Raw genomic sequence first — 19,519 nt, 5'->3', positions numbered from 1 at the left:
ATGGGTAATTAAAATATCGATACGGAAACAGAAAATTTTGGTGTAAAGGATACTACGTTGATACAGTGGGAAGAAATCAGAAGGTAATAGCACAATATATCCGAGAACAGTTACAGGAAGATATGGTGTGTGACCAAATGACACTGAAAGAACTGGTAGATCCATTCACGGGGAACCCCTATAAATAAGAAGCGCCCCTCGGAGAGGGGCAGCAGGTAAGTGTAGTGCGGTTGGTGGATTTTCCATAGGCCCTTGCGGCCTAGGCAGGTAATAAGGCTTCTAGCCGCAGAGCAAACTACCTGTTATACAGGTAGTTTTGATTGTGTTTTCTGCATATAAGGGACATACTATATACATACTTACCGGAGTACTTCATCCCCTTGTCATTCAGTCTAGGATCATGGGAAGAATTTTTTGCTTACTTACATCTATAATACCTTTATCCGTTACTTTTATATCTGGACTGACAGGCAAAGATAATGTACTCAAGGACATAATAATATTAGGATGATCATAGCCCCATTCCTGCAACGACTGCGTCACGCCTTGTATTTGTTTCCCTAATACATCTAACGGCTGATCTGATAAGATTCCTGCAATAGGAAGTGCTGCAAACGCCGTCACCGTGTTATTAATAGCAGCTGCATATCCTCCTTGATTTTCAATAACTGTATTAGCTGCCAGCATCATGTCCGCTTTAGTTTGCCCTATAACAAGCAAATTATGATGATCATGAGCATACGTAGTGGCAGCAGCCCCTTTTTTCATAGCAGCACCCCCGACCAATGCATACCCGCAACCGCCATTTTTCCCATGACGTTCAAAAACAACAGCCAAATTATATGGACTATCTTCCCAGCAGATTTCATGATTTTTCACAGGAAGTACGGCTGTTTCTTCCTGAACAAATGTAGTTTTATTACTAACACACAAAATTCGGCAGCATACACTTCCCGTTTCTTGTTCAACGTGAAGTGTAAAATTATCTTCCGTGCGTGGAGTCACATGAACACTGTGATAAAAATGCGAAGGAAATGAAGTATCCCGTTCTTCCGGTTCCTGAACAGCATTCCTCCGGTAAACTTCTCGGCCGCTGCAATACGTAGCAAGAACATGAAACTGTCTTGGATCATCCAAAACAACAAAATCAGCAATTTTCCCTGGGGCAATACTGCCCTTATCAGACAATCCCATTCGTCTGGCCGGAGTATATGTAGCCGCATATATTGCCTGTTCGGGTGTAAGACCTGCTTTCATGGCTTTTTTTACAAGATAATTCAAATGGCCTCGTTTCATAAAAGAATCCGGCATAGTATCATCTGTTACAATCGCAAAGTGTTCAAACAGATTATGTTCTACAAGATACTGAATGAATTCCGGTTTAATCGTTTTTTCCTGAAGTTGCAGAAAACAACCACCGGCAATTCGCTGGCGAATCGTTTCCAATGTCTGGTCCGTATGATCAGAGTTTACTCCGTTATACAAAATTTGTGCCAGATCCCAATCAAGAAATCGTGGTAAATGGCCTTCCAGTGGAAATTTCGGAGCATTTTCTTTTACCTGTCGAACAAGACGGCTGGTTTTAGTGTCCGGGCCAGCAATGATATCGTGTCCGTTCATCACTTCTCCTAAACAAATCACCTTATCCATATGCAGCATAGCTGCAACACTGTCACTTCCTATTTCCGCACCTGTTGTTTCTAAGCAGGCATTCGTAGATGGTACAGAACTGGGAATTGCAATATAAATATCTGCCGGTCCGTCCTTCATAGATTGCGCCATAGCTGTAATACCTTCGAGTCCAAAAACATTTGCAATCTCATGTGGTTCCGCAATCAATGTCGTAACACCGTTCTTAACAACCCAATTGGAAAATGTACGCGGTGCACACATCGTACTTTCAATATGCATGTGGCAATCTACAAGCCCGGGAATTATATATCTTCCTGACAAATCAATAACCTTTTTAGGTATGACAGGAGGTTTTTTTATTCCAATATAAAGAAATTTATCTCCGGAAATTGCAATATTGCCTACTATAAATTTTTTAAAATACACATTAAAAACATATGCATTTTTTAACAATAAATCGATTTGCATGTAAAAGTTCCTCTCTGGTTATTTTACACCGGCCATGGAATAAAAATAATATAGCAGCAATAATGCCAGCAAATAATGCCCCCAAGTCATTTCCCTATACCGGCGAGATGCTAGTTTAATAATAACATAAGCCAGAAATGCTAAAGAAATACCATTGGCAATATTAAAAGTAAATGCAGTAAAAGCAATGCACAAAAATGCCGGAACATATTCTGCCATATCCGAATAATCCAAATTACGCATACCCGCCATCATGCTTACACCTACATATAACAGCACAGGCGCGGTCGCCGCTGCCGGTATCATCAATGCTGCCGGAGTAATTGCCAATACAAGAAGAAACATTACTGCCGTTGTCACCGCCGTAAGACCTGTGCGTCCGCCGGCTTCAACCCCAGCTCCCGATTCCAGATACGTAATCAATACGGGAATCGTAAAAAAAGATCCCAGCGTAGCAGCAATCGAATCTACTTGGAAAATTTTATTCAAATCCGGCAAATCGCCATTTTTGTCAAGAAATCCAGCTTTTCCGCCAATGCCAATAGCCGTTCCGAAACTGGAAAAAAAATCAGGCAGAAAAAAAACAAATAAATAAGGTATATATCGAACGTCAAGAGCTCCCATTAGATCAAAATTAAAAAAAACTTCATTAATCCCTGAAGGAACGGCAAAAATTGCAGCCGGAATTTTTGTAACACCCAAAGGAATGCCTATAATCGTTGCAATAACTATACTAATTAAAGCGGCTCCCCGTACCTTACGTGCTTCCAAGGCTAAAAGAACAAACAGTCCCATAGCCGCTAAAACAACAACAGGTTGAGAAATATCGCCTAATGAAAGTGCTACTTTACTCGCGTTTGCCGCCAATACCTTCGCATTGCGCAATCCAATAACAGCAAGAAACATTCCCACACCCGCACTGATGGAAATTTTAATTCCTTTGGGAATCACCATTACAATGGCTTCACGTATTCCCAACACCGTCACAATAAGAAACAGGCATCCGCTTAAAAACACGATAGCACTGGCAATGCCTACAGAGACATGCTGCAACTGTACAAGCGTAATCGAAAAAATAGCTACTCCGCCCATGCCGGGTGCCAAAGCAAACGGTCTATTCGTATACAACCCCATTGCCAATGTAGTAAAAAAAATCATCATGACCATAGCCGTTAAAATCTCTCCGGCAGGCAATCCTGCTTCTCCCATCATTTTTGGCACTACCGCTAATACATACGCCATCGTTGCAAACGTTGTCATCCCAGCGATAATTTCCGTACTTACGGATGTTCCCCATGCTTTAAGTTGAAACTGCTGTTCACAAATACGTTGAATATATGAATACATCAACGTTCCCCCTTCCATATTCTAATACTGTGTTGCTTTAAACTATTATAGTACTATTACCGACTGTATACCATAAATTAATTCAAAAAAAATCCCCACACCATAGGTGCAGGGATACCATATTATAATCAAAAAATTAAAGACACATCGTCTAATGGTGAAGTTTACGATCCAGCTCCTGCAATCTTTGAATCCGTTTTTCTGTAGGAGGATGTGTACTGAACAAATTAACTAATCCACCGGAAACACCACTGAAAGGATTTATAATACACATATGAGCGGTAGCGTTTGTAGCTCCCGGCATAACACGATAATGCGCATAATTATCAATTTTACCCAATGCTCTGGCTAAAGACAGGGGATCATCAATCATACGGCCACCTTCTTCATCAGCCATATATTCACGAGTTCGAGAAATAGCCATTTGAATAAGAGCTGCTGCAATAGGAGCGATAATAATAGTTGCTATCAGGGCAATCGGATTGCTGCCTTCTTCATCATCACTGCCCCGGCCAAATATTGCTGCCCATTGAGCAATATTTGCTATCATAGAAATAGCACTGGCAAAGCAAGCCACGATTGTACTGATAAGAATATCTCTATGCAGTACATGAGACATTTCATGTGCCAAAACGCCACGTATCTCTTCATTATCCAGCATTTCTAAAATACCGGTCGTCGCCGCAACCGCTGCATGAGAGGGATTCCGTCCCGTCGCAAAAGCATTGGGAACTTCCGTCGATATAATATAAACCTTTGGCATAGGGAGATCCGCACGCTGTGCCAAATTCTCCACAATTTGATATAAACGATGCGATGAATCGACTTCTTCCGCATGATACATACGCAGCACGATAGAATCACTGAACCAATAGGAAAAGAAATTCATTCCCATAGCAATCAAGAACATGATATACACACCTTGTCGGCCACCAAAGGTTCCCCCAATTGCCATCATGATAACGGCCAGCAACGTCATCAAGAAAACTGTTTTCAAACTGTTCATCATTATAGGTCTCCTCTATTCTTAAAACGCTACTGCGGTAAAAATATACCGTAAGAGTATTATATATGAGGTTAAATTTCCTGTCAATATATAGGCTGTGTACTATAATCCCACACCCTCATTGTATGGCAGTTATATATCTATTGATTCAGTATCCGATTATTAAACCGCCGGATGGTAATAACATATTGATTTTCATCTTTTTCATACCGATATGATACCACAATGGATATATCCTTCTGCTTCCAAAAAACAAAATCCGATGCTTGGGCAACCGGCATATCCTCCATGCCGGACCAAACAGTTGAAACTGCTCTGTCATATATTTCCTTTGCTATTTTTTTATTGTCTGTTTTAAAATAACAATCAAATGCAATAACTTTAGCCGATCCAGCCGGAATAGCAGTTGTTATTTTTATCCCTTCCAGAAGTGTTGTACCCTCAATTTTAGTTTCGCGTTCTGCCTTTTCGGTTAACCCTGTTTCATTTTTATAAAAATTCCAATCGGGCAGCATTGAAAAATCAAGATCAAAATCCGATTTAGACATGCCAAGATATACGGTATTATAAGATGTCAATGGATCTGCAGCTATTTCATCAACAGCCTTATTATAGTCAAATGCAGCGCAGAAAAAAAAGGCATTCAGCGTAAAGACAGTGCTGCAAAAAATAATACAAGCTTTTTTATTCATCACCTTACCGCCTCCTGTCGCTTTTCATATGCTGATTTCTTCATATATAATTCAAAAAGATACAATCAATAGATTACTGCTTATTTTTATTATACCACAGGATATGCCCTTGCAAAACAAATTTATCTGATCGAAAAAAAATCAGTGGATATGGATCGCATCGAGTCTGTTGTTATATTCATCTTCAGGCATAGGAGCATAATAATAGAATCCTTGTATCATAACATATGACTGTTGCTTTAAAAAAATAACGGCGTCTTCCGTTTCAACTCCTTCCGCAACTACACCAAGCTGCAAATGGTCGGCAATAGTCAGCACATCACTTAATAATAACCGTACCCGTTCATCCGTATCAAAATCATCAAAAAATAATTTATCTATTTTAATTTCATCGACAGGAATATTTTTCAAAAAATTCAGAGAAGAATAGGATGAACCAAAATCATCCATGCTGACCCTGAATCCCGCTTTCCGAAGACATTGAATCATCTTTATCATATTTTCCATCCGCTCAAAAAATACACGTTCCGTAATCTCTATAATAATCCATTGCGGATCAACATTATATTCCTGCAGTATAGATACCATCTGCGGCACAGTGGTTGTATCCAGCATGTGTACTCTTGAAAAATTAACAGATACAGGTACTATATATTGGTGATGATTTAAGCGAGACCGTATGTGCTGGCATACCTTACGCAACACGTAAAAATCCAATAAAACGATTAAACTATTTTTCTCTAATAAATCAATAAAGTGATTCGGACGCATTACCTCTCCATTAGGCAAGGTCCATCGCACCAATGCTTCACTGCCGGCAATAACATCGAGCCGTGAATCTATCTTAGGCTGATAATATACTCTGATTTCATTATTTTTCAATGCATGGCTAAAGAGAGGCAAAATAGAATTTTCCAAGGCATACCGTTTAGCGAGCATTCCGTCAAAGACGGCAAATCCATCGGCATTACTGCATGCATTCACGCCTGCAAACATAGCATATGCACGCATTTTCCTCAAATTTTCATGAATATCCCGTACTTCATATATTCCATAGTGAAATAAACGAGACCGGAACGTAATGTAGTTATGTATCTTTTGCTCATTCTCATGAAGACGCATCATAATTTCATGAATTGACTCGCCACGCAGGAGACATAAAAAATTATCAGCATTCACACGGGCACAAATTTCTCTATTTTCACAAATATCTTTCAGGAAATTGGCCACTTTAACTAAAAACCAGTCGGCTTTTTCTGGCCCGTATAGCATAATAAATCTCCTGAAATCATTGATATTTATGCTGATTAAAAAATATTTATTATCTGCCGGCCAATTTTCTAATAACACTTTGCAATGCTCATCAAATCCTTCTACATTTAAAAGATTGGTCAATCGATCATGATACGACAAATACGCTAAATTAACCAAATGTTCCAACATAGCATTAAACGAGCTGGATAAATCATTGGAAAATCGAAGACGCTGCTCATAATCACCTGCCGTAATGCGATCCATCAGCCATATCAAATGCTGCAGCATTCTATAAACGGACTTAATCGGATCACATATTGTATTTTCCGGTGAAGGCGTTCTCACTCGTTGAATATTTCCGGAAGATAATTCATTAGCAAAGGTTCGCTCTTCCAAAATAAATTTCAATAACACATCCATCGTATCTGCCAGGCGATTTTCAGATTCTTGCAGTCCACCTCGATCCAACATTGCCGTTTCCGGACTGTAAATAATGTTATTCAAATAATCCAGTAATCTATAATCTATACTCTGAACCGTCATCTTACAACTCCCACATCTGCCGCCAGACGGCTTTAAAGCAGCAGGTTGTGTAATCACACATGCCTGCCAGCAGGTTCTCCGGACAGCATATTTTCTCTTTTAATACATTTCAAAACACTGATAGTGGTTTTTCATCATCACGGTATCACCCCATAAAACAGGCTGCAAGCGATCCTTTCATGCCTACAGCAGCACTTTTATTCCCAATTATAATTTTTATTACACTGTTAAATCAATTTTCCATCAAAAACCCGTATATCAATGTGTTTCCACTATAATGCTTATCGTCTATACGTTATATCATTTATATATAACTTAAGAGAATAGTTTTATTGACTTTATTATAATAAACCAGCCTATATTATGCAAGTTTATTATAATAAGCAACAAAACCGCATGCATTGCTGAAAGAGCAATACATGCGGTTTTGTCCTAAAGGACAGCTACAGTGTAATAAAAATCGAAATAATTGCCGTAAAAACATTCAATATCAGACGCTGCAAGGGTATTAATATACTACCCAATATAGGAGTCATCATCAATCCAATTAATATCAAAAAACTATAGCGTTCAATACTTATAAGTTTATAAGACCATTCCGTAGGAAGAAATGTCATCAATACTTTTGATCCATCTAACGGCGGCAATGGAATCATATTAAAAATCGCAAAATTAATATTGTACAGCACAATCAAATAAAAAACCAAGTGTAACCCATAAGACATAGGAAATCCTAATTTCACAAAAATCACCATAAGCAACAAGGCAATGAAAGCCGTAAGCAAATTGGCAGCCGGTCCAGCCAATGACACAAAAAGTTCTCCTTTTCGCCAATCACGAAAATTACTAGGTGTAATCATCACCGGTTTTGCCCATCCAAACTGTACAATCAACAACATCAGCAATCCAATAGGATCTAAATGAGCCAATGGATTTAAAGTCAGCCTGCCTGTTAACCGAGGAGTATTATCTCCCATTACATCGGCCATGCGGGCATGGGCATATTCATGAATGACCATTGCAATAATCAAACCGGGAACACCGGCAATAATACCTATTATATTAAATCCAAACATGGAATTCCTCCTAAAAAAAAGAATATACAACGTACATTATATATGAAAAAACATATAATAACAATATATGTTCGGTAACCCTTCCATGTATTTTCAAATATAATAAACAGCGTGGAACTCTTTGTTGTTTTACAAGTCGGAATATACGAATACGTCTGTAAAAAATCAATTTTTTACAAATCGGTTCTTCATTTACATCCTAGCTTATATATAGTATTAGCATTTTTAAAAAACACATTATCCCAGTATTCTTTGGGAATAATATTTTTAGTAAAGATAATATAATCTCCTAAATTAGCCAACGGCCAATCTGTTCCGAACATAATTCTATCATAACAATCCAAATATGCCAGCCAGTTATCCAGCATTTGCAGATATCCATGTTTTTTTTGAAAAAAAGCCGAAAAATCGTGAATTTTCCCCTCTAAAAGCCCTGATAAGTCAGCAGCTACATTGCTGTTTTTTTCTAAAACGGTAACCGCGTCCTGCAGAAAAGGATTCCCCATATGACACATGACAAACTGCACATCAGGATACTTAACCGCAGCTTCATCAAGCGTAAGGGGATGACTATATTTAAGCAGTGCATCAGAAGTTGCAGTCAGCCCGGTATGAACAGCAACCGGCTTACTATATTTTCTTGCCAACTCATAAAAGGGATGGAGGAAATCTTCATACACATAAAAATGATTATACCCCGGATACAGTTTAATCCCCACACAAGTTTTTCGTTTTAAATGTTCTTCCACCAACGCGACCTGATATGCAATGTCTTTTGTATTAAAAATCGTGCTGTCGAGACCTATACAATAACTCATAAAATTGGGATATATATGGTCGCTAAGAGACAACGTCTTATTTCCCATAACAATACCATGAACAATACCATTATCCGCATATGCCTGGCGTAAATGTTTTTCAGAATTTATGTGCCCCGCCGCAACAGCAATCTCATTGAATTTTTCCCAATCACAAAAATGGAAATGCGCGTCAATAATTTTCATATGTATATGCGTAACCCTCCGTAATTTTCATCCAACTCTCCGGTGTATCCATATCTATACCCGGGTAGTTAATTCACTTGACTAGCAATTTTATTATGTTCTTCTAAAACTTGCCGCATCATAAAGTCAAAAAGTTGATTCCCCATTTTCATCGTAAGACGGATATATTTCTGCAATTCCTCATCACTAGGCTGGCCCATCAAGTTATATCGTTTCTTATATTCTCTGATTTTATCATTTTCTTCCCCTACAAGAGATATCATATATTTACAAATAGACTCCCGAAATTTTTCTGCAATATCCTGATTATGAATCATAGCTGCATTTCCCATATGCTTAATATAGTTACTGACTTTACTGTAAAATTGTTGAATCTGTTCGGTATCCGGATTATTTACAATTTCCAAATAATTTTTCAGCATTTCTGGATTCAAAGAAACATTACACTTAATCAAAAAATTATAAGCTTCAATACTTTCATAGGATTTTCCAAGAAGATATAATGTTTTGCCTAGCGCATAATAAATTTCTGCCTTCTCTTCTAATGATTCCGCATCCTTTATACATTGGCGATATATCGTTTCCGCATGTTCATAATTTCCTTTTTTAATACATTGCACTGCTTGTTCCGCTGCATGTGCTTCTTCTGCCATAATGATTCCTCTTTTCTTCTCTAATTAGTTGCCATTTACGGACATTATGAGTTTATTATATTATTTTTATCTCTCAATGTCTAATGTATATCAAATTACAACCTGTGTTTTCGATGTTTAAAATCAACAGAGAGTACTTGTCATAGTAAAAAAATTAAACAATTAAAAAAAACGGAATATCCAATTCCCATGGATATTCCGTTTAAAATAAACAAATTTACATTATTTCAGTTGAGATATACTCACGTAACCCATTCTTAGAAAACATACTTATACCCGGCATTTATACCCCATGTTCTGGTAATAGAACCACCGCTGATACGTTCAATATCTGCATATATCGTCGATTTTTTATTCAATTTATAATTCGTTCCTATGCCATATTCAAATCCAGTTCCGGAAATATCATCACTAAAATAATTTGTTCTGCCATCAGCATAAATATGAGTATCTACACTTCCTCCAAAATGATGCAAAACAGCAAATTTAGCATATACATTAGAATCATTTCCTAAATTTTTTCCTATCAAAACTCCTCCACGCAACTGGAATGTATTAAACCCATCATTCGAAACAGACATCGTATTGTCTCGTGTAACAACGCTGTAATCATCACCACCCAGATGTACATAGCTGGCACGAATCATCGGTTCGATAAAGGTATCATTTTTTAATTGCTTACGATATCCATATTGAGCACTCACACCTATCGCAGTACTGCTGAAATCACCGGTTAGAGATTGGGGAATAGTTCCTCCATAGGAAGTACTATCACTGCTGACCTTACCTATTTTAGCTAATAAATCAAGATAATGTCCTTTCCCATTCTGCCACGTTCCATATACACCACCTGCAGTTGCTTTCACAGTACCGTCTCCGTTAGCAAGATCTGTATCCCCTTTTGCATAGCTCCCCATGAAGCCTATCTGCCATTCTCCGACTTTATGATCATATCCAACTGCTAAGCCGTTATATTTAAAAGATGCATCATCAAAGGCTACTTTGCCGCCAGTATATTGTGCCCAAACGCCTTCCTCTTTTTTACCCGAACGGATATCCCGCAAGTGATCGGTTACGGTTTCATCCGAACCAAATAAGGTAATTGCCGCTGCTGCTGCTGCTTTATTAGCATCACGAGCAGTATATTGAGCATTCGATGCCTTAACAGTATTTGCAGAAACACTTACAAGCTGCGTTACACCTCCTGTTGTTTGTGTAGTTACATCATACGTGTAGTTCCAAACAGCATTATCGTATTGTGTCTGCGTAGTCCCAGTAGTAGTTTGACTTCCTTCTGTACTGGTAATTAAATCGACCGTATTAACAACCTCTGCATTGGTTTGAAGGAAATTACCATTATAGGATATATTGTTATACCCATTACGCATTCCTTCATCAAACACATGAATATCATAGGTACCAGATGCTGTTCCATTTACCTGGATCACATCACCGGTCTGTGCTGTACCACCATATGCACCCATAGCATTCGTCCGCATATAAAGAGTATTCGCATTATTTACATTGTCACCCTCTGTCAAATTTCCTCCTGCCAGGATCGTTCGATAGCCAGTGGTCGTATCATATGTATCTACGACATTATTTTTATCGTAAAAATACAAGGTACTGCCACTCAATGTTACATCGCCGGTTATCGCTAATGTTTGCAGATTATTCGTTAAATTAACAGTTGTTCCTGCTAAATTCAAAGAACCGTCGTTATTATTATCATTATCTTGTACGTTAGTATTGGATTTTAAGTTCAGTGTACTGTCAAGAATAACAGAATTCCCTATAAAGTTAGTAGAATTCGTTCCACTGTCAAAACTTAATGTACTGTTTTCTGCTAATACAGAAAAATTCGTACTGTTTGATGTTCCATTGGTCATAATAGTAATAGCACCATCAGCACTCTTCATATCAAGCGTCGCATTTTCTGTATAAATACCATACGCTTGATTCAGCATAATATTATTAGTCTCAGGTACACTCGCGGTTGTCGCGGCAATATTGATGTTGCCAGCAGCACTCATTGATAAATTTCCATTAACAAGTTCAATCCCACATGCTGCATTATAGATAGAAGCATTAGCTGCCTGCGCCTCAATCGTTAATGTATCGTTAGAAGTGGAAACAACAGTGCCGCCAAATTGCTGATACGCAATCGCTAATGCACTAGCCCCATTGGTTCCATTAACAGATCCAGAACCAGCACTGCCAGCTCTGGCATAGGCACTGATATTATCAACATTCAGCAATACATTACTGTTGACAAATAGTATACCGACTGCCTGCGCCTCTCCGCCATTACCGCCGGCTCCCTGAATTCCGGCAGTATCGGCAGCACCCGCAACTCCATCGTCACCTTTTGCTGCCTGTTGCTGCTGATGAGAATATTGAACATTATCGTGATATTTTTCATTAAGTTCCCCTATAGCATAGATATAGTGTGCTGTAAAATTTGCAGTTTCCGAATTGCCAAGGCCGCCGGCACCGCCAATGCCACCAGTACCACCGGCACCCCCGACACCACCGGCGCCGCCGTTACCACCGTCACCAGCTTGTGCTACCACATTAACATTCCCTAAAGTTCCCGGATTTATCAGTGCAAATTTATCAGTATATTATGTCTCCTCTCCTTCAAAATTTAAATAAATCTAGCAACAATAAACCGCGGTCACAATGTACATTTGAACAAACGTAAAAAAAATATTCCCAATATTATAATTATATAATTTATTATTAATAATAAATTACTATTTTTTTTAATTATTGTTTAATTTTATCCATAAACAATAATTAAGTCAATATTTTATTAATAAATTATATATTTTTATAATAAAAAATTAAAATTTTCATTAAATTATAATAAAAATTTTAATTTTTGCCGATTTGCATTATAAATATTTATATATATATATTTTTTTATACGCTATAGCCTTATATCATCGTATTCAATGTTACGTAAAAAATAGTTTCAAAACAGTTTTCCCGTCTATTCCATCCACAAAAAAAGACGGAATATCCAATTACTATGGATATTCCGTCTAAAACAAAGTTCATATTGTATACCTGCTATGCCCACAATACAGACTTTCCATACACACAATCATATCATTTTTTCTATAATAGGATCCAGTTCCTCTGGCGTAACAGTAGGTTCATACCTTCCTAATACAGTGCCATCACGGCCAATTAAAAATTTAGTAAAGTTCCATTTTACTTCATTACCTTCCAAGTTATCTGGATAATGTTCCTTCAAAACACTTTGAATTACCTTACCGCCTTCTTTATCAAGTTCAAATCCTTGAAAAGGAGCTTGTTCCGTAAGATACTTAAAAAGAGGATGTGCCTGTTCTCCACGTACATCAATTTTTGAAAACATAGGGAATGTTACTCCATAATTCAATTTGCAAAAAGATGCAATCGTATCATTATTTTCAGGTTCTTGCGCTAAAAATTGATTAGATGGAAACCCCAAAATAACAAACCCTTCCTTTTGATACTTCTGATATAACTTTTCTAAGCCTTCATACTGCGGTGTAAAACCGCATTTACTTGCTGTATTGACAATTAATACAAGTTTGTTTGCATACTGAGATAAAGATACTTCCTGCCCTGCAATATTCTGAACTTTATAATCATACACAGTCATTAAAATTCCCCCTTTATACATGTAAAGTAGTTATACCGTCAACGTAGGCGGAGCATATACACGAGAAGCTAGTTCCGAATCCAGAAGATATAACCCTTTGGGATCCTTGCCAAAAAGGTCATACCGTTTTACGACATCTTCCGTATTTTTTTCTTCTTCCCCTTGTTCTTTAACAAACCAATCTAAAAACTGCATGGTACGAAAATCCTTCTGTTCATATGCAGCCGCATATATAGTATTAATTGATTTTGTTATAGCTCTTTCATGCTGCAATGCAGCATTTGCCGGTTCACGAAAATCAGTAAAAATAATTTTTGGAGCTTTTACATCTTGTAAAACAAAACGTTCATTATTATTCAGCAAATACTGTGTAAACAACATAGCATGATCTCTTTCTTCCTGCGTTTGAACATAAAACCAGTTACCAAACCCATTCAGATTCTGATCCATGTAATATCCATATATATCTAAATAAAAATATGCTGAAAACCATTCAAGGTTAATTTGATTATTAAGCAATGCTGCTATTTTTTTATCTATCATTTTTATCTCTCCCCTTACTGTTTAAAACCGACTCCTCTCGCCATGACTATATCAGCTTTCATAAAACCCACTTGGCGTTTCTGACAAATTAATAAAAATATTTTTAGTTTGCGTATAATGCTGCAAAATCATCTTATCTGTTTCACGGCCAATACCTGACATTTTATATCCACCAAACGGAGCTCCTGCCGGAATCGCGTTATATGTATTAATCCACATACGTCCTGTTTCAATTCCCCGGGACACGCGTATAGCACGATTAATATCCCGTGTCCAAACCGCTCCTCCTAATCCGTATTCACTGTCATTCGCCATAGCAATAACGTCTTCTTCATGCTTAAACTTCAAGATACATACAACAGGTCCAAATATTTCTTCTTGTGCAATCCGCATATCATTTGTTACATCGGCAAAAATAGTCGGTCTGACAAAGTTCCCCTTATCCAACCCATCATCCATAATTTTTTCGCCGCCGCATATAAGTTTAGCCCCTTCGGACTGTCCTATTTTTACGTATTCTAAAATCTGATCCACCTGTTGTTTATAAATCTGCGATCCCATTTGCGTATCTTCATTCCAAGGTAAGCCCACTTTTACCCGATTAAAGCGTTCGGCTAAATCGTGAATGAATTTGTCATAAATACTTTCTTGAACAAAAATACGTGAGCCGGCACAGCAAACTTGCCCTTGGTTGAATAAAATTCCCAGCTGTGCTCCATCCATCGCCATATCCCACTTGCAGTCTTCAAAAAAGATATTCGCAGATTTTCCGCCTAATTCCAATGTTGCCGGAATCATTTTTTCCATAGCCGCCTTATACACACCTCGGCCAACTTCTGTAGAACCAGTAAATGCCAGTTTCTGCAAACCAGGATGATCTAATAAATATTGTCCTGACTTGGATCCGCTGCCAGTAATCACATTAATGACTCCATCCGGAAGAATTCCTTCAATTAAACGCATCAATTCCAATATACTCAACGAAGTATGACTAGATGGTTTCAGTACGGTCGTACATCCTGCTGCCAATACTGGTGCCAATTTCCAAGCAGCCATAAGGAACGGGAAGTTCCAAGGAATAACTTGTCCGACAACACCAATGGGTTCCCGCAGAACAATACTCAATGTTTTTTCATCCAGCATAACCGCCCGACCTTCTTCGGTCCTGATGGCTCCTGCGAAATATCTGAAGTGATCGGCAGCCATAGGTATATCGACATTTCGGGTTTCCCTGATAGGTTTCCCATTATCTAATGTTTCGACCATTGCCAAATGATCTGCATTAGCATCTATCACATCTGCAATTTTCAATAAATATTCTTGCCGTTGAATCGGAGAAACTTTTTTCCATGTTTTCAATGCTTCTCTTGCTGCTTTGACAGCCGTATCCACATCTTCCTTGGTTGCCTGCGCACACGTAGACAACACCTCTCCATTCGAAGGATTGTAAGCCTTAAACATAGCTCCATCACTAGCAGGAACCCATTTTCCATTAATATACAATTGATATGAATCTTGTAAATACTGTTTCATAAGCACCATTCCTCCTTTAAACGCACAAATCATTAGGTATACTTAAAAAGCAATTTAATATTAACTTTTAATTATATGATACCAAATATTTCAATTTAATCAATCAATAATTTTATTAAAACTCTGTAATCTACTTAAATGTATAGCAGACAAGATACTATATATTTAACGAATACTATATAGCAGCTTGTCTGCACATTATTTATATATTATTTGTCCTTATCCGTTAAGCAAAACCCACCCTTGCAAAAGGTTACCTCTACTTCCGGATTGTACGTCATCGGCAAGTTAATATTAGAAACAACAGTTCTGTCAGGCCGCATATAATTTATTTCATGAACAATAACTTGATATAAAACGATACTATCTTCTTCATTTTCAGAAAAATAATGTTTCATTTCCGGAACATGGTTAAGCATCATATCCCGCACTAAACGAAATTGAGGAGTTCCCGGCTTCGTTGCATCTTTAACCTGTCCAAAAACAGTTACCACACTGGAATCTTCTCCCATAAATCCCAATTCAACACGAGGATTTACACTCAAATCGCTCACTTTTTTAGAATCAAATCGACTGAAGAGCCATAAATGACCTGTTTCATCAACAAAAACCTTCATAGGCCGAATCCGCGGCCGCTGGCCATCTACAGACGCCATAAATGCCGGTTCTTTTTTTATAATACCGAGTACCTGATCTTCATACATAAAACATTCCTCCTTTTCATCGTATACACATAGCATAGGATATCCATAATTTTTATTCTTTATATTCTCTATTTATCCGTCATTATTTAAAAATCAAAACACGTTCATCGACTGACTTTTTCTGTATAGGATCTGGTTGATTTACAGCTTCACCGAAAGGCATCTGCGCTATTAATTTCCAAGATTCGGGAACCTGGAATGCTTTTTTTATTTCCTCATCAATAAGCGGGTTATAATGCTGTAAATTTACACCTAATCCTAATTCTGATAATGCTGACCATAAGGCAAACTGCATCATCCCATTCGCCTGCTGCCCCCATACTGGGAAATTGTCAGCATATAGTGCATATTGTTCCTGCATTTGCTTTATGATCTGCGTATCATCAAAATACAAAATAGTTCCATACGCTGCCGCAAAAGAATCGATTTTACTTTCTGTTGTTGAAAAATTTTCCGGAGGAACTATTCCTTTTAATATATTTTTGGTGATATCCCAAATCTTTTGATGGTTTTCACCAAAAGCTACAATAATATTTCCGGATTGCATATTAAAAGCTGACGGTACCTCTGGAACGACGCTCCGTATGGTTTTAATAATTTGATCCTGAGAAACGGGAATGTGTTTCCCTAATGCATAATTGGTACGACGTTTTTCAATAACTTCCTGAAAACTTAACATATGAATCACCTCCGCAATTATTTTTGCCTTTTTTAATTTATCAATATTCTTATTTAATTATCATTATTTGTTATAAGCCAATTATATATCTTTACTTGAAATAAATCAATACTTTTTTATACAAATTTAAAAATAAATGTACTTCTTTTCAAATATATAAACAGCTCCTTTATCTATCTGCTTGTATTTAATAAGCAGATAGATAAAGGAGCTGTGAAAATTTTATAATAGTATATATAATATACACTATTATTATTTTTTATATGAATAAACTCATGTTTCCATTTTCGGCAGCACCTAAAAAGGTTGCTACACCGCCAACATCTACACCATCCAGCAATTCTTCCTGGCGAATTCCCATAACATCCATCGACATTTGACAAGCAATCATATGCACGCCTCCTGCTTGAGCACTTTGAATAAGGCTTTCCAGTGATTGAATATTTTTATCCCGCATAATTTGCCTCATAAATTGAGTTCCCAATCCCATCATATTCATATGAGACAGCGTTAAACGGCGGCTTCCTCTAGGCATCATCCAGCCAAACATTTTCTCTATCAAACTTTTTTTAACCGATACTTTTTCTGGTCGGCGCAGTGCATTTAATCCCCAAAAGGTAAAAAACATAGTAACTTTTTTACCCATAGCCAACGCACCGTTTGCAATAACAAAGGCAGCCAAAACTTTATCCAAGTCTCCACTAAATACGATAATTGTCTTATCATCGGGTACTTTTACCGCCGCAGAGGCCCGAGGAGCCACTGAAATAAGCGATCCTTTTTTCTGTATCCATACCGATACCAGTCCTTTTTGGCGTTCACGCTGAAGCAATACATGTCCTGTCCGTTCACACCACGCTTGACTATCATTATAAAATCCGGGATCAGAAGCCGTAAATTTAGCAATAGTACCTATCGGTACCGTTTCCATATTTTCCCGTAATTTCATCAAAGGACCGGGACAGCTTAATCCTGTGACATCAAAAGTTAATACTTTTTTATCCATTGCGTATTTTTCTGGTTTTTCTTCCGTATTGCCGCAAGCATGGCAAGTATCATCTAGTATTTCTTCTTGAATAGAAAACTGCTGATCTTTTGCCGCCATATACCCTCCCAGCAAATTTTTAACTGTATACCCATGCTGCCGCAGCAATCGTTCAGCAAAATATCCTCGCTGCCCTATTTGACAGTATGTAACAATAGGAACAGATATATCTAATTCTTCAAGATGATCACGCAACACTTCCAAGGGAATATTTAAAGAGTGAGGTAAATTGCCGGCAGCACATTCATCAGGTGTCCGCACATCTAGAAGAATTGCGCCCTTGGCAATCATGTCCATCATTTCATCATAAGAAACGGGTTCCGTTAATCCATCTAATATATTTTCTGCCATATATCCTGCCATGTTAACCGGATCTTTAGCTGACGAATATGGCGGCGCATATGCTAATTCAAGTTCAGCTAAGTCATGAACCGTATGTCCATGACGAATCATGCTTGCCAAGACATCGATTCGTTTATCTACTCCTTCGTACCCAGCTATTTGAGCTCCCAAAACTCGTCCCTGATTGTCAAAAATAATTTTTAAAGCCATTTTCACCGCTCCGGGATAATATCCCGCATGAGAATCAGGATATACTTTCGCTACATGATAAGCTGCGCCGCGTTGTTTCAATGTGCGTTCATTTTCTCCGGTCGCCGCAGCAGTCAAATCAAATACTTTCATAATTGAGGTTCCCAAAACACCCTCATACCTTTCTGAATGCCCTGCTATATTATTTGCTGCAATACGACCTTGGTGATTAGCCGGCCCCGCCAATGCAATCGCTGTTTTTTCTCCATTGATACTATGTGTAATTTGCACTGCATCGCCAACTGCATATACATCTGGTATACTTGTTTGCATCTTCTCATTCACCATAATATATCCGCGTTCCGTCAAGGCAATGCCGCTTTGTTTCAAAAAAGCCGTATCCGGTCGAACTCCGATAGACAAAACAACAAAATCAGCATCTATTTTTGCACCGTTTGCTAAATGCACTCGAACTTGCGAAGGCAAAGGTTCAAACGACTGTACCCCATTTCCCAATATAAGCTGAACCTTATGCTGAACAATTTCTCGTTCCGCAATGTTCACCATATCGGTATCAAACGGCGCCAAAATGTAGGGTGCTCCTTCAATCAGCGTAACGTTTATACCTCGCTGCTGTAAATTTTCAGCCATTTCTACTCCGATAAATCCACCGCCGATTACAGCCGCATGACCTTTCCCTGCGTATTGATCCGTCCATTTTCTCAATACATCGGCATCGGGGACGTTGCGCAGCGTCCGAATACGTTCGTTATCAATTCCCGGAATAGGAGGCCGTACCGGCTGAGCTCCCGGCGACAAAAGCAATGCATCATAGCTTTCTTCATATACCTGATTCTCTGATCGTACTGTAACTACCTTATTCGTTGTATCAACAGAAATAACTTCACTTTCTGTTCGTACATCAATACGAAATCGACGATGAAATTTTTCTTTTGTCTGCACAAGCAATCGCTCTCTATCTTGAATAACATTTCCTATGTAATAAGGCAGCCCGCAATTTGCAAAAGATATATAAGAACCGCGCTCTATTAAAATTATTTCTGCATTTTCATCTAATCTTCTCAATCGTGCTGCAGCAGTAGCACCACCTGCTACGCCGCCAATAATAATGTATTTTTTCATCATATTTTCAC

General features: G+C 38.0%; 15 protein-coding genes and 1 pseudogene. 1 reads left to right on the top strand and 15 read right to left on the bottom strand.

Annotated features, from left to right (window positions below; genetic code table 11):
* Positions 1 to 8: 8 nt before the first annotated feature.
* Positions 9 to 188 (top strand): annotated as a pseudogene (locus tag BLR11_RS05365) (transposase); the annotation flags it as partial.
* A gap of 199 nt (positions 189 to 387) precedes the next feature.
* Here the strand turns inward: BLR11_RS05365 and BLR11_RS05360 are convergent.
* The 15 genes from BLR11_RS05360 to BLR11_RS05290 form a co-directional block, all read right to left on the bottom strand.
* Positions 388 to 2,100 carry an adenine deaminase C-terminal domain-containing protein gene (locus tag BLR11_RS05360; RefSeq protein ID WP_091649050.1) on the bottom strand — a complete coding sequence of 571 codons (1,713 nt, stop codon included), beginning with the start codon at positions 2,098 to 2,100 and terminating at the stop codon, positions 388 to 390.
* Positions 2,101 to 2,118: 18 nt separating this feature from the next.
* On the bottom strand, positions 2,119 to 3,447 hold the full coding sequence (locus tag BLR11_RS05355) for an NCS2 family permease (protein WP_091649046.1): 1,329 nt from the start codon (positions 3,445 to 3,447) through the stop codon (positions 2,119 to 2,121).
* A gap of 151 nt (positions 3,448 to 3,598) precedes the next feature.
* Entirely contained in the window at positions 3,599 to 4,453 is an 855-nt protein-coding gene (gene htpX / locus BLR11_RS05350) for a zinc metalloprotease HtpX (protein ID WP_091649070.1), read from the bottom strand.
* A 140-nt stretch (positions 4,454 to 4,593) separates the two neighbouring features.
* Entirely contained in the window at positions 4,594 to 5,148 is a 555-nt protein-coding gene (locus BLR11_RS05345) for a hypothetical protein (protein ID WP_143006403.1), read from the bottom strand.
* A gap of 138 nt (positions 5,149 to 5,286) precedes the next feature.
* Positions 5,287 to 6,999: a GGDEF domain-containing protein gene (locus tag BLR11_RS05340; protein ID WP_143006402.1), complete on the bottom strand. Its 1,713-nt coding sequence runs from the start codon at positions 6,997 to 6,999 to the stop codon at positions 5,287 to 5,289.
* A gap of 386 nt (positions 7,000 to 7,385) precedes the next feature.
* Positions 7,386 to 8,018, bottom strand: a complete 633-nt coding sequence (locus BLR11_RS05335) for a site-2 protease family protein (RefSeq protein WP_091649029.1) — start codon at positions 8,016 to 8,018, stop codon at positions 7,386 to 7,388.
* A gap of 188 nt (positions 8,019 to 8,206) precedes the next feature.
* Complete coding sequence (locus tag BLR11_RS05330; protein WP_091649028.1) at positions 8,207 to 9,022, bottom strand: amidohydrolase family protein; 816 nt, start codon at positions 9,020 to 9,022, stop codon at positions 8,207 to 8,209.
* Between the two features lie 68 nt (positions 9,023 to 9,090).
* Positions 9,091 to 9,675, bottom strand: a complete 585-nt coding sequence (locus BLR11_RS05325; RefSeq protein ID WP_091649025.1) for a tetratricopeptide repeat protein — start codon at positions 9,673 to 9,675, stop codon at positions 9,091 to 9,093.
* Positions 9,676 to 9,932: 257 nt separating this feature from the next.
* Positions 9,933 to 12,248 carry an autotransporter outer membrane beta-barrel domain-containing protein gene (locus BLR11_RS05320; RefSeq protein ID WP_091649022.1) on the bottom strand — a complete coding sequence of 772 codons (2,316 nt, stop codon included), beginning with the start codon at positions 12,246 to 12,248 and terminating at the stop codon, positions 9,933 to 9,935.
* 536 nt (positions 12,249 to 12,784) lie between these two features.
* Entirely contained in the window at positions 12,785 to 13,330 is a 546-nt protein-coding gene (locus BLR11_RS05315) for a glutathione peroxidase (protein ID WP_091649020.1), read from the bottom strand.
* A gap of 30 nt (positions 13,331 to 13,360) precedes the next feature.
* Positions 13,361 to 13,873 carry a ferritin gene (locus BLR11_RS05310; protein WP_091649017.1) on the bottom strand — a complete coding sequence of 171 codons (513 nt, stop codon included), beginning with the start codon at positions 13,871 to 13,873 and terminating at the stop codon, positions 13,361 to 13,363.
* Positions 13,874 to 13,924: 51 nt separating this feature from the next.
* Positions 13,925 to 15,406, bottom strand: a complete 1,482-nt coding sequence (locus tag BLR11_RS05305) for an aldehyde dehydrogenase family protein (protein WP_091649014.1) — start codon at positions 15,404 to 15,406, stop codon at positions 13,925 to 13,927.
* Positions 15,407 to 15,615: 209 nt separating this feature from the next.
* Entirely contained in the window at positions 15,616 to 16,110 is a 495-nt protein-coding gene (locus tag BLR11_RS05300; protein WP_176762884.1) for a pyridoxamine 5'-phosphate oxidase family protein, read from the bottom strand.
* Between the two features lie 82 nt (positions 16,111 to 16,192).
* Positions 16,193 to 16,789: a nitroreductase family protein gene (locus BLR11_RS05295; RefSeq protein ID WP_091649009.1), complete on the bottom strand. Its 597-nt coding sequence runs from the start codon at positions 16,787 to 16,789 to the stop codon at positions 16,193 to 16,195.
* Positions 16,790 to 17,048: 259 nt separating this feature from the next.
* Positions 17,049 to 19,511: an FAD-dependent oxidoreductase gene (locus BLR11_RS05290; protein ID WP_091649007.1), complete on the bottom strand. Its 2,463-nt coding sequence runs from the start codon at positions 19,509 to 19,511 to the stop codon at positions 17,049 to 17,051.
* Positions 19,512 to 19,519 lie beyond the last annotated feature (8 nt).

Source organism: Megasphaera paucivorans (genome assembly GCF_900103535.1).
Taxonomy (GTDB): Bacteria; Bacillota; Negativicutes; order Veillonellales; family Megasphaeraceae; genus Megasphaera_A; species Megasphaera_A paucivorans.
Note: the sequence above shows the minus strand (reverse complement) of the source record. Positions and strands in the feature narration are given on the sequence as shown.

Excerpts from the sequence above, each read along its gene's own strand:
- BLR11_RS05360 (WP_091649050.1), bottom strand. The coding sequence starts at position 2,100 with ATGCAAATCGATTTATTGTTAAAAAATGCATATGTTTTTAATGTGTAT.
- BLR11_RS05355 (WP_091649046.1), bottom strand. The coding sequence starts at position 3,447 with ATGTATTCATATATTCAACGTATTTGTGAACAGCAGTTTCAACTTAAA.
- htpX (WP_091649070.1), bottom strand. The coding sequence starts at position 4,453 with ATGAACAGTTTGAAAACAGTTTTCTTGATGACGTTGCTGGCCGTTATC.
- BLR11_RS05335 (WP_091649029.1), bottom strand. The coding sequence starts at position 8,018 with ATGTTTGGATTTAATATAATAGGTATTATTGCCGGTGTTCCCGGTTTG.
- BLR11_RS05330 (WP_091649028.1), bottom strand. The coding sequence starts at position 9,022 with ATGAAAATTATTGACGCGCATTTCCATTTTTGTGATTGGGAAAAATTC.
- BLR11_RS05325 (WP_091649025.1), bottom strand. The coding sequence starts at position 9,675 with ATGGCAGAAGAAGCACATGCAGCGGAACAAGCAGTGCAATGTATTAAA.
- BLR11_RS05315 (WP_091649020.1), bottom strand. The coding sequence starts at position 13,330 with ATGACTGTGTATGATTATAAAGTTCAGAATATTGCAGGGCAGGAAGTA.
- BLR11_RS05310 (WP_091649017.1), bottom strand. The coding sequence starts at position 13,873 with ATGATAGATAAAAAAATAGCAGCATTGCTTAATAATCAAATTAACCTT.
- BLR11_RS05305 (WP_091649014.1), bottom strand. The coding sequence starts at position 15,406 with ATGAAACAGTATTTACAAGATTCATATCAATTGTATATTAATGGAAAA.
- BLR11_RS05300 (WP_176762884.1), bottom strand. The coding sequence starts at position 16,110 with ATGTATGAAGATCAGGTACTCGGTATTATAAAAAAAGAACCGGCATTT.
- BLR11_RS05295 (WP_091649009.1), bottom strand. The coding sequence starts at position 16,789 with ATGTTAAGTTTTCAGGAAGTTATTGAAAAACGTCGTACCAATTATGCA.
- BLR11_RS05290 (WP_091649007.1), bottom strand. The coding sequence starts at position 19,511 with ATGATGAAAAAATACATTATTATTGGCGGCGTAGCAGGTGGTGCTACT.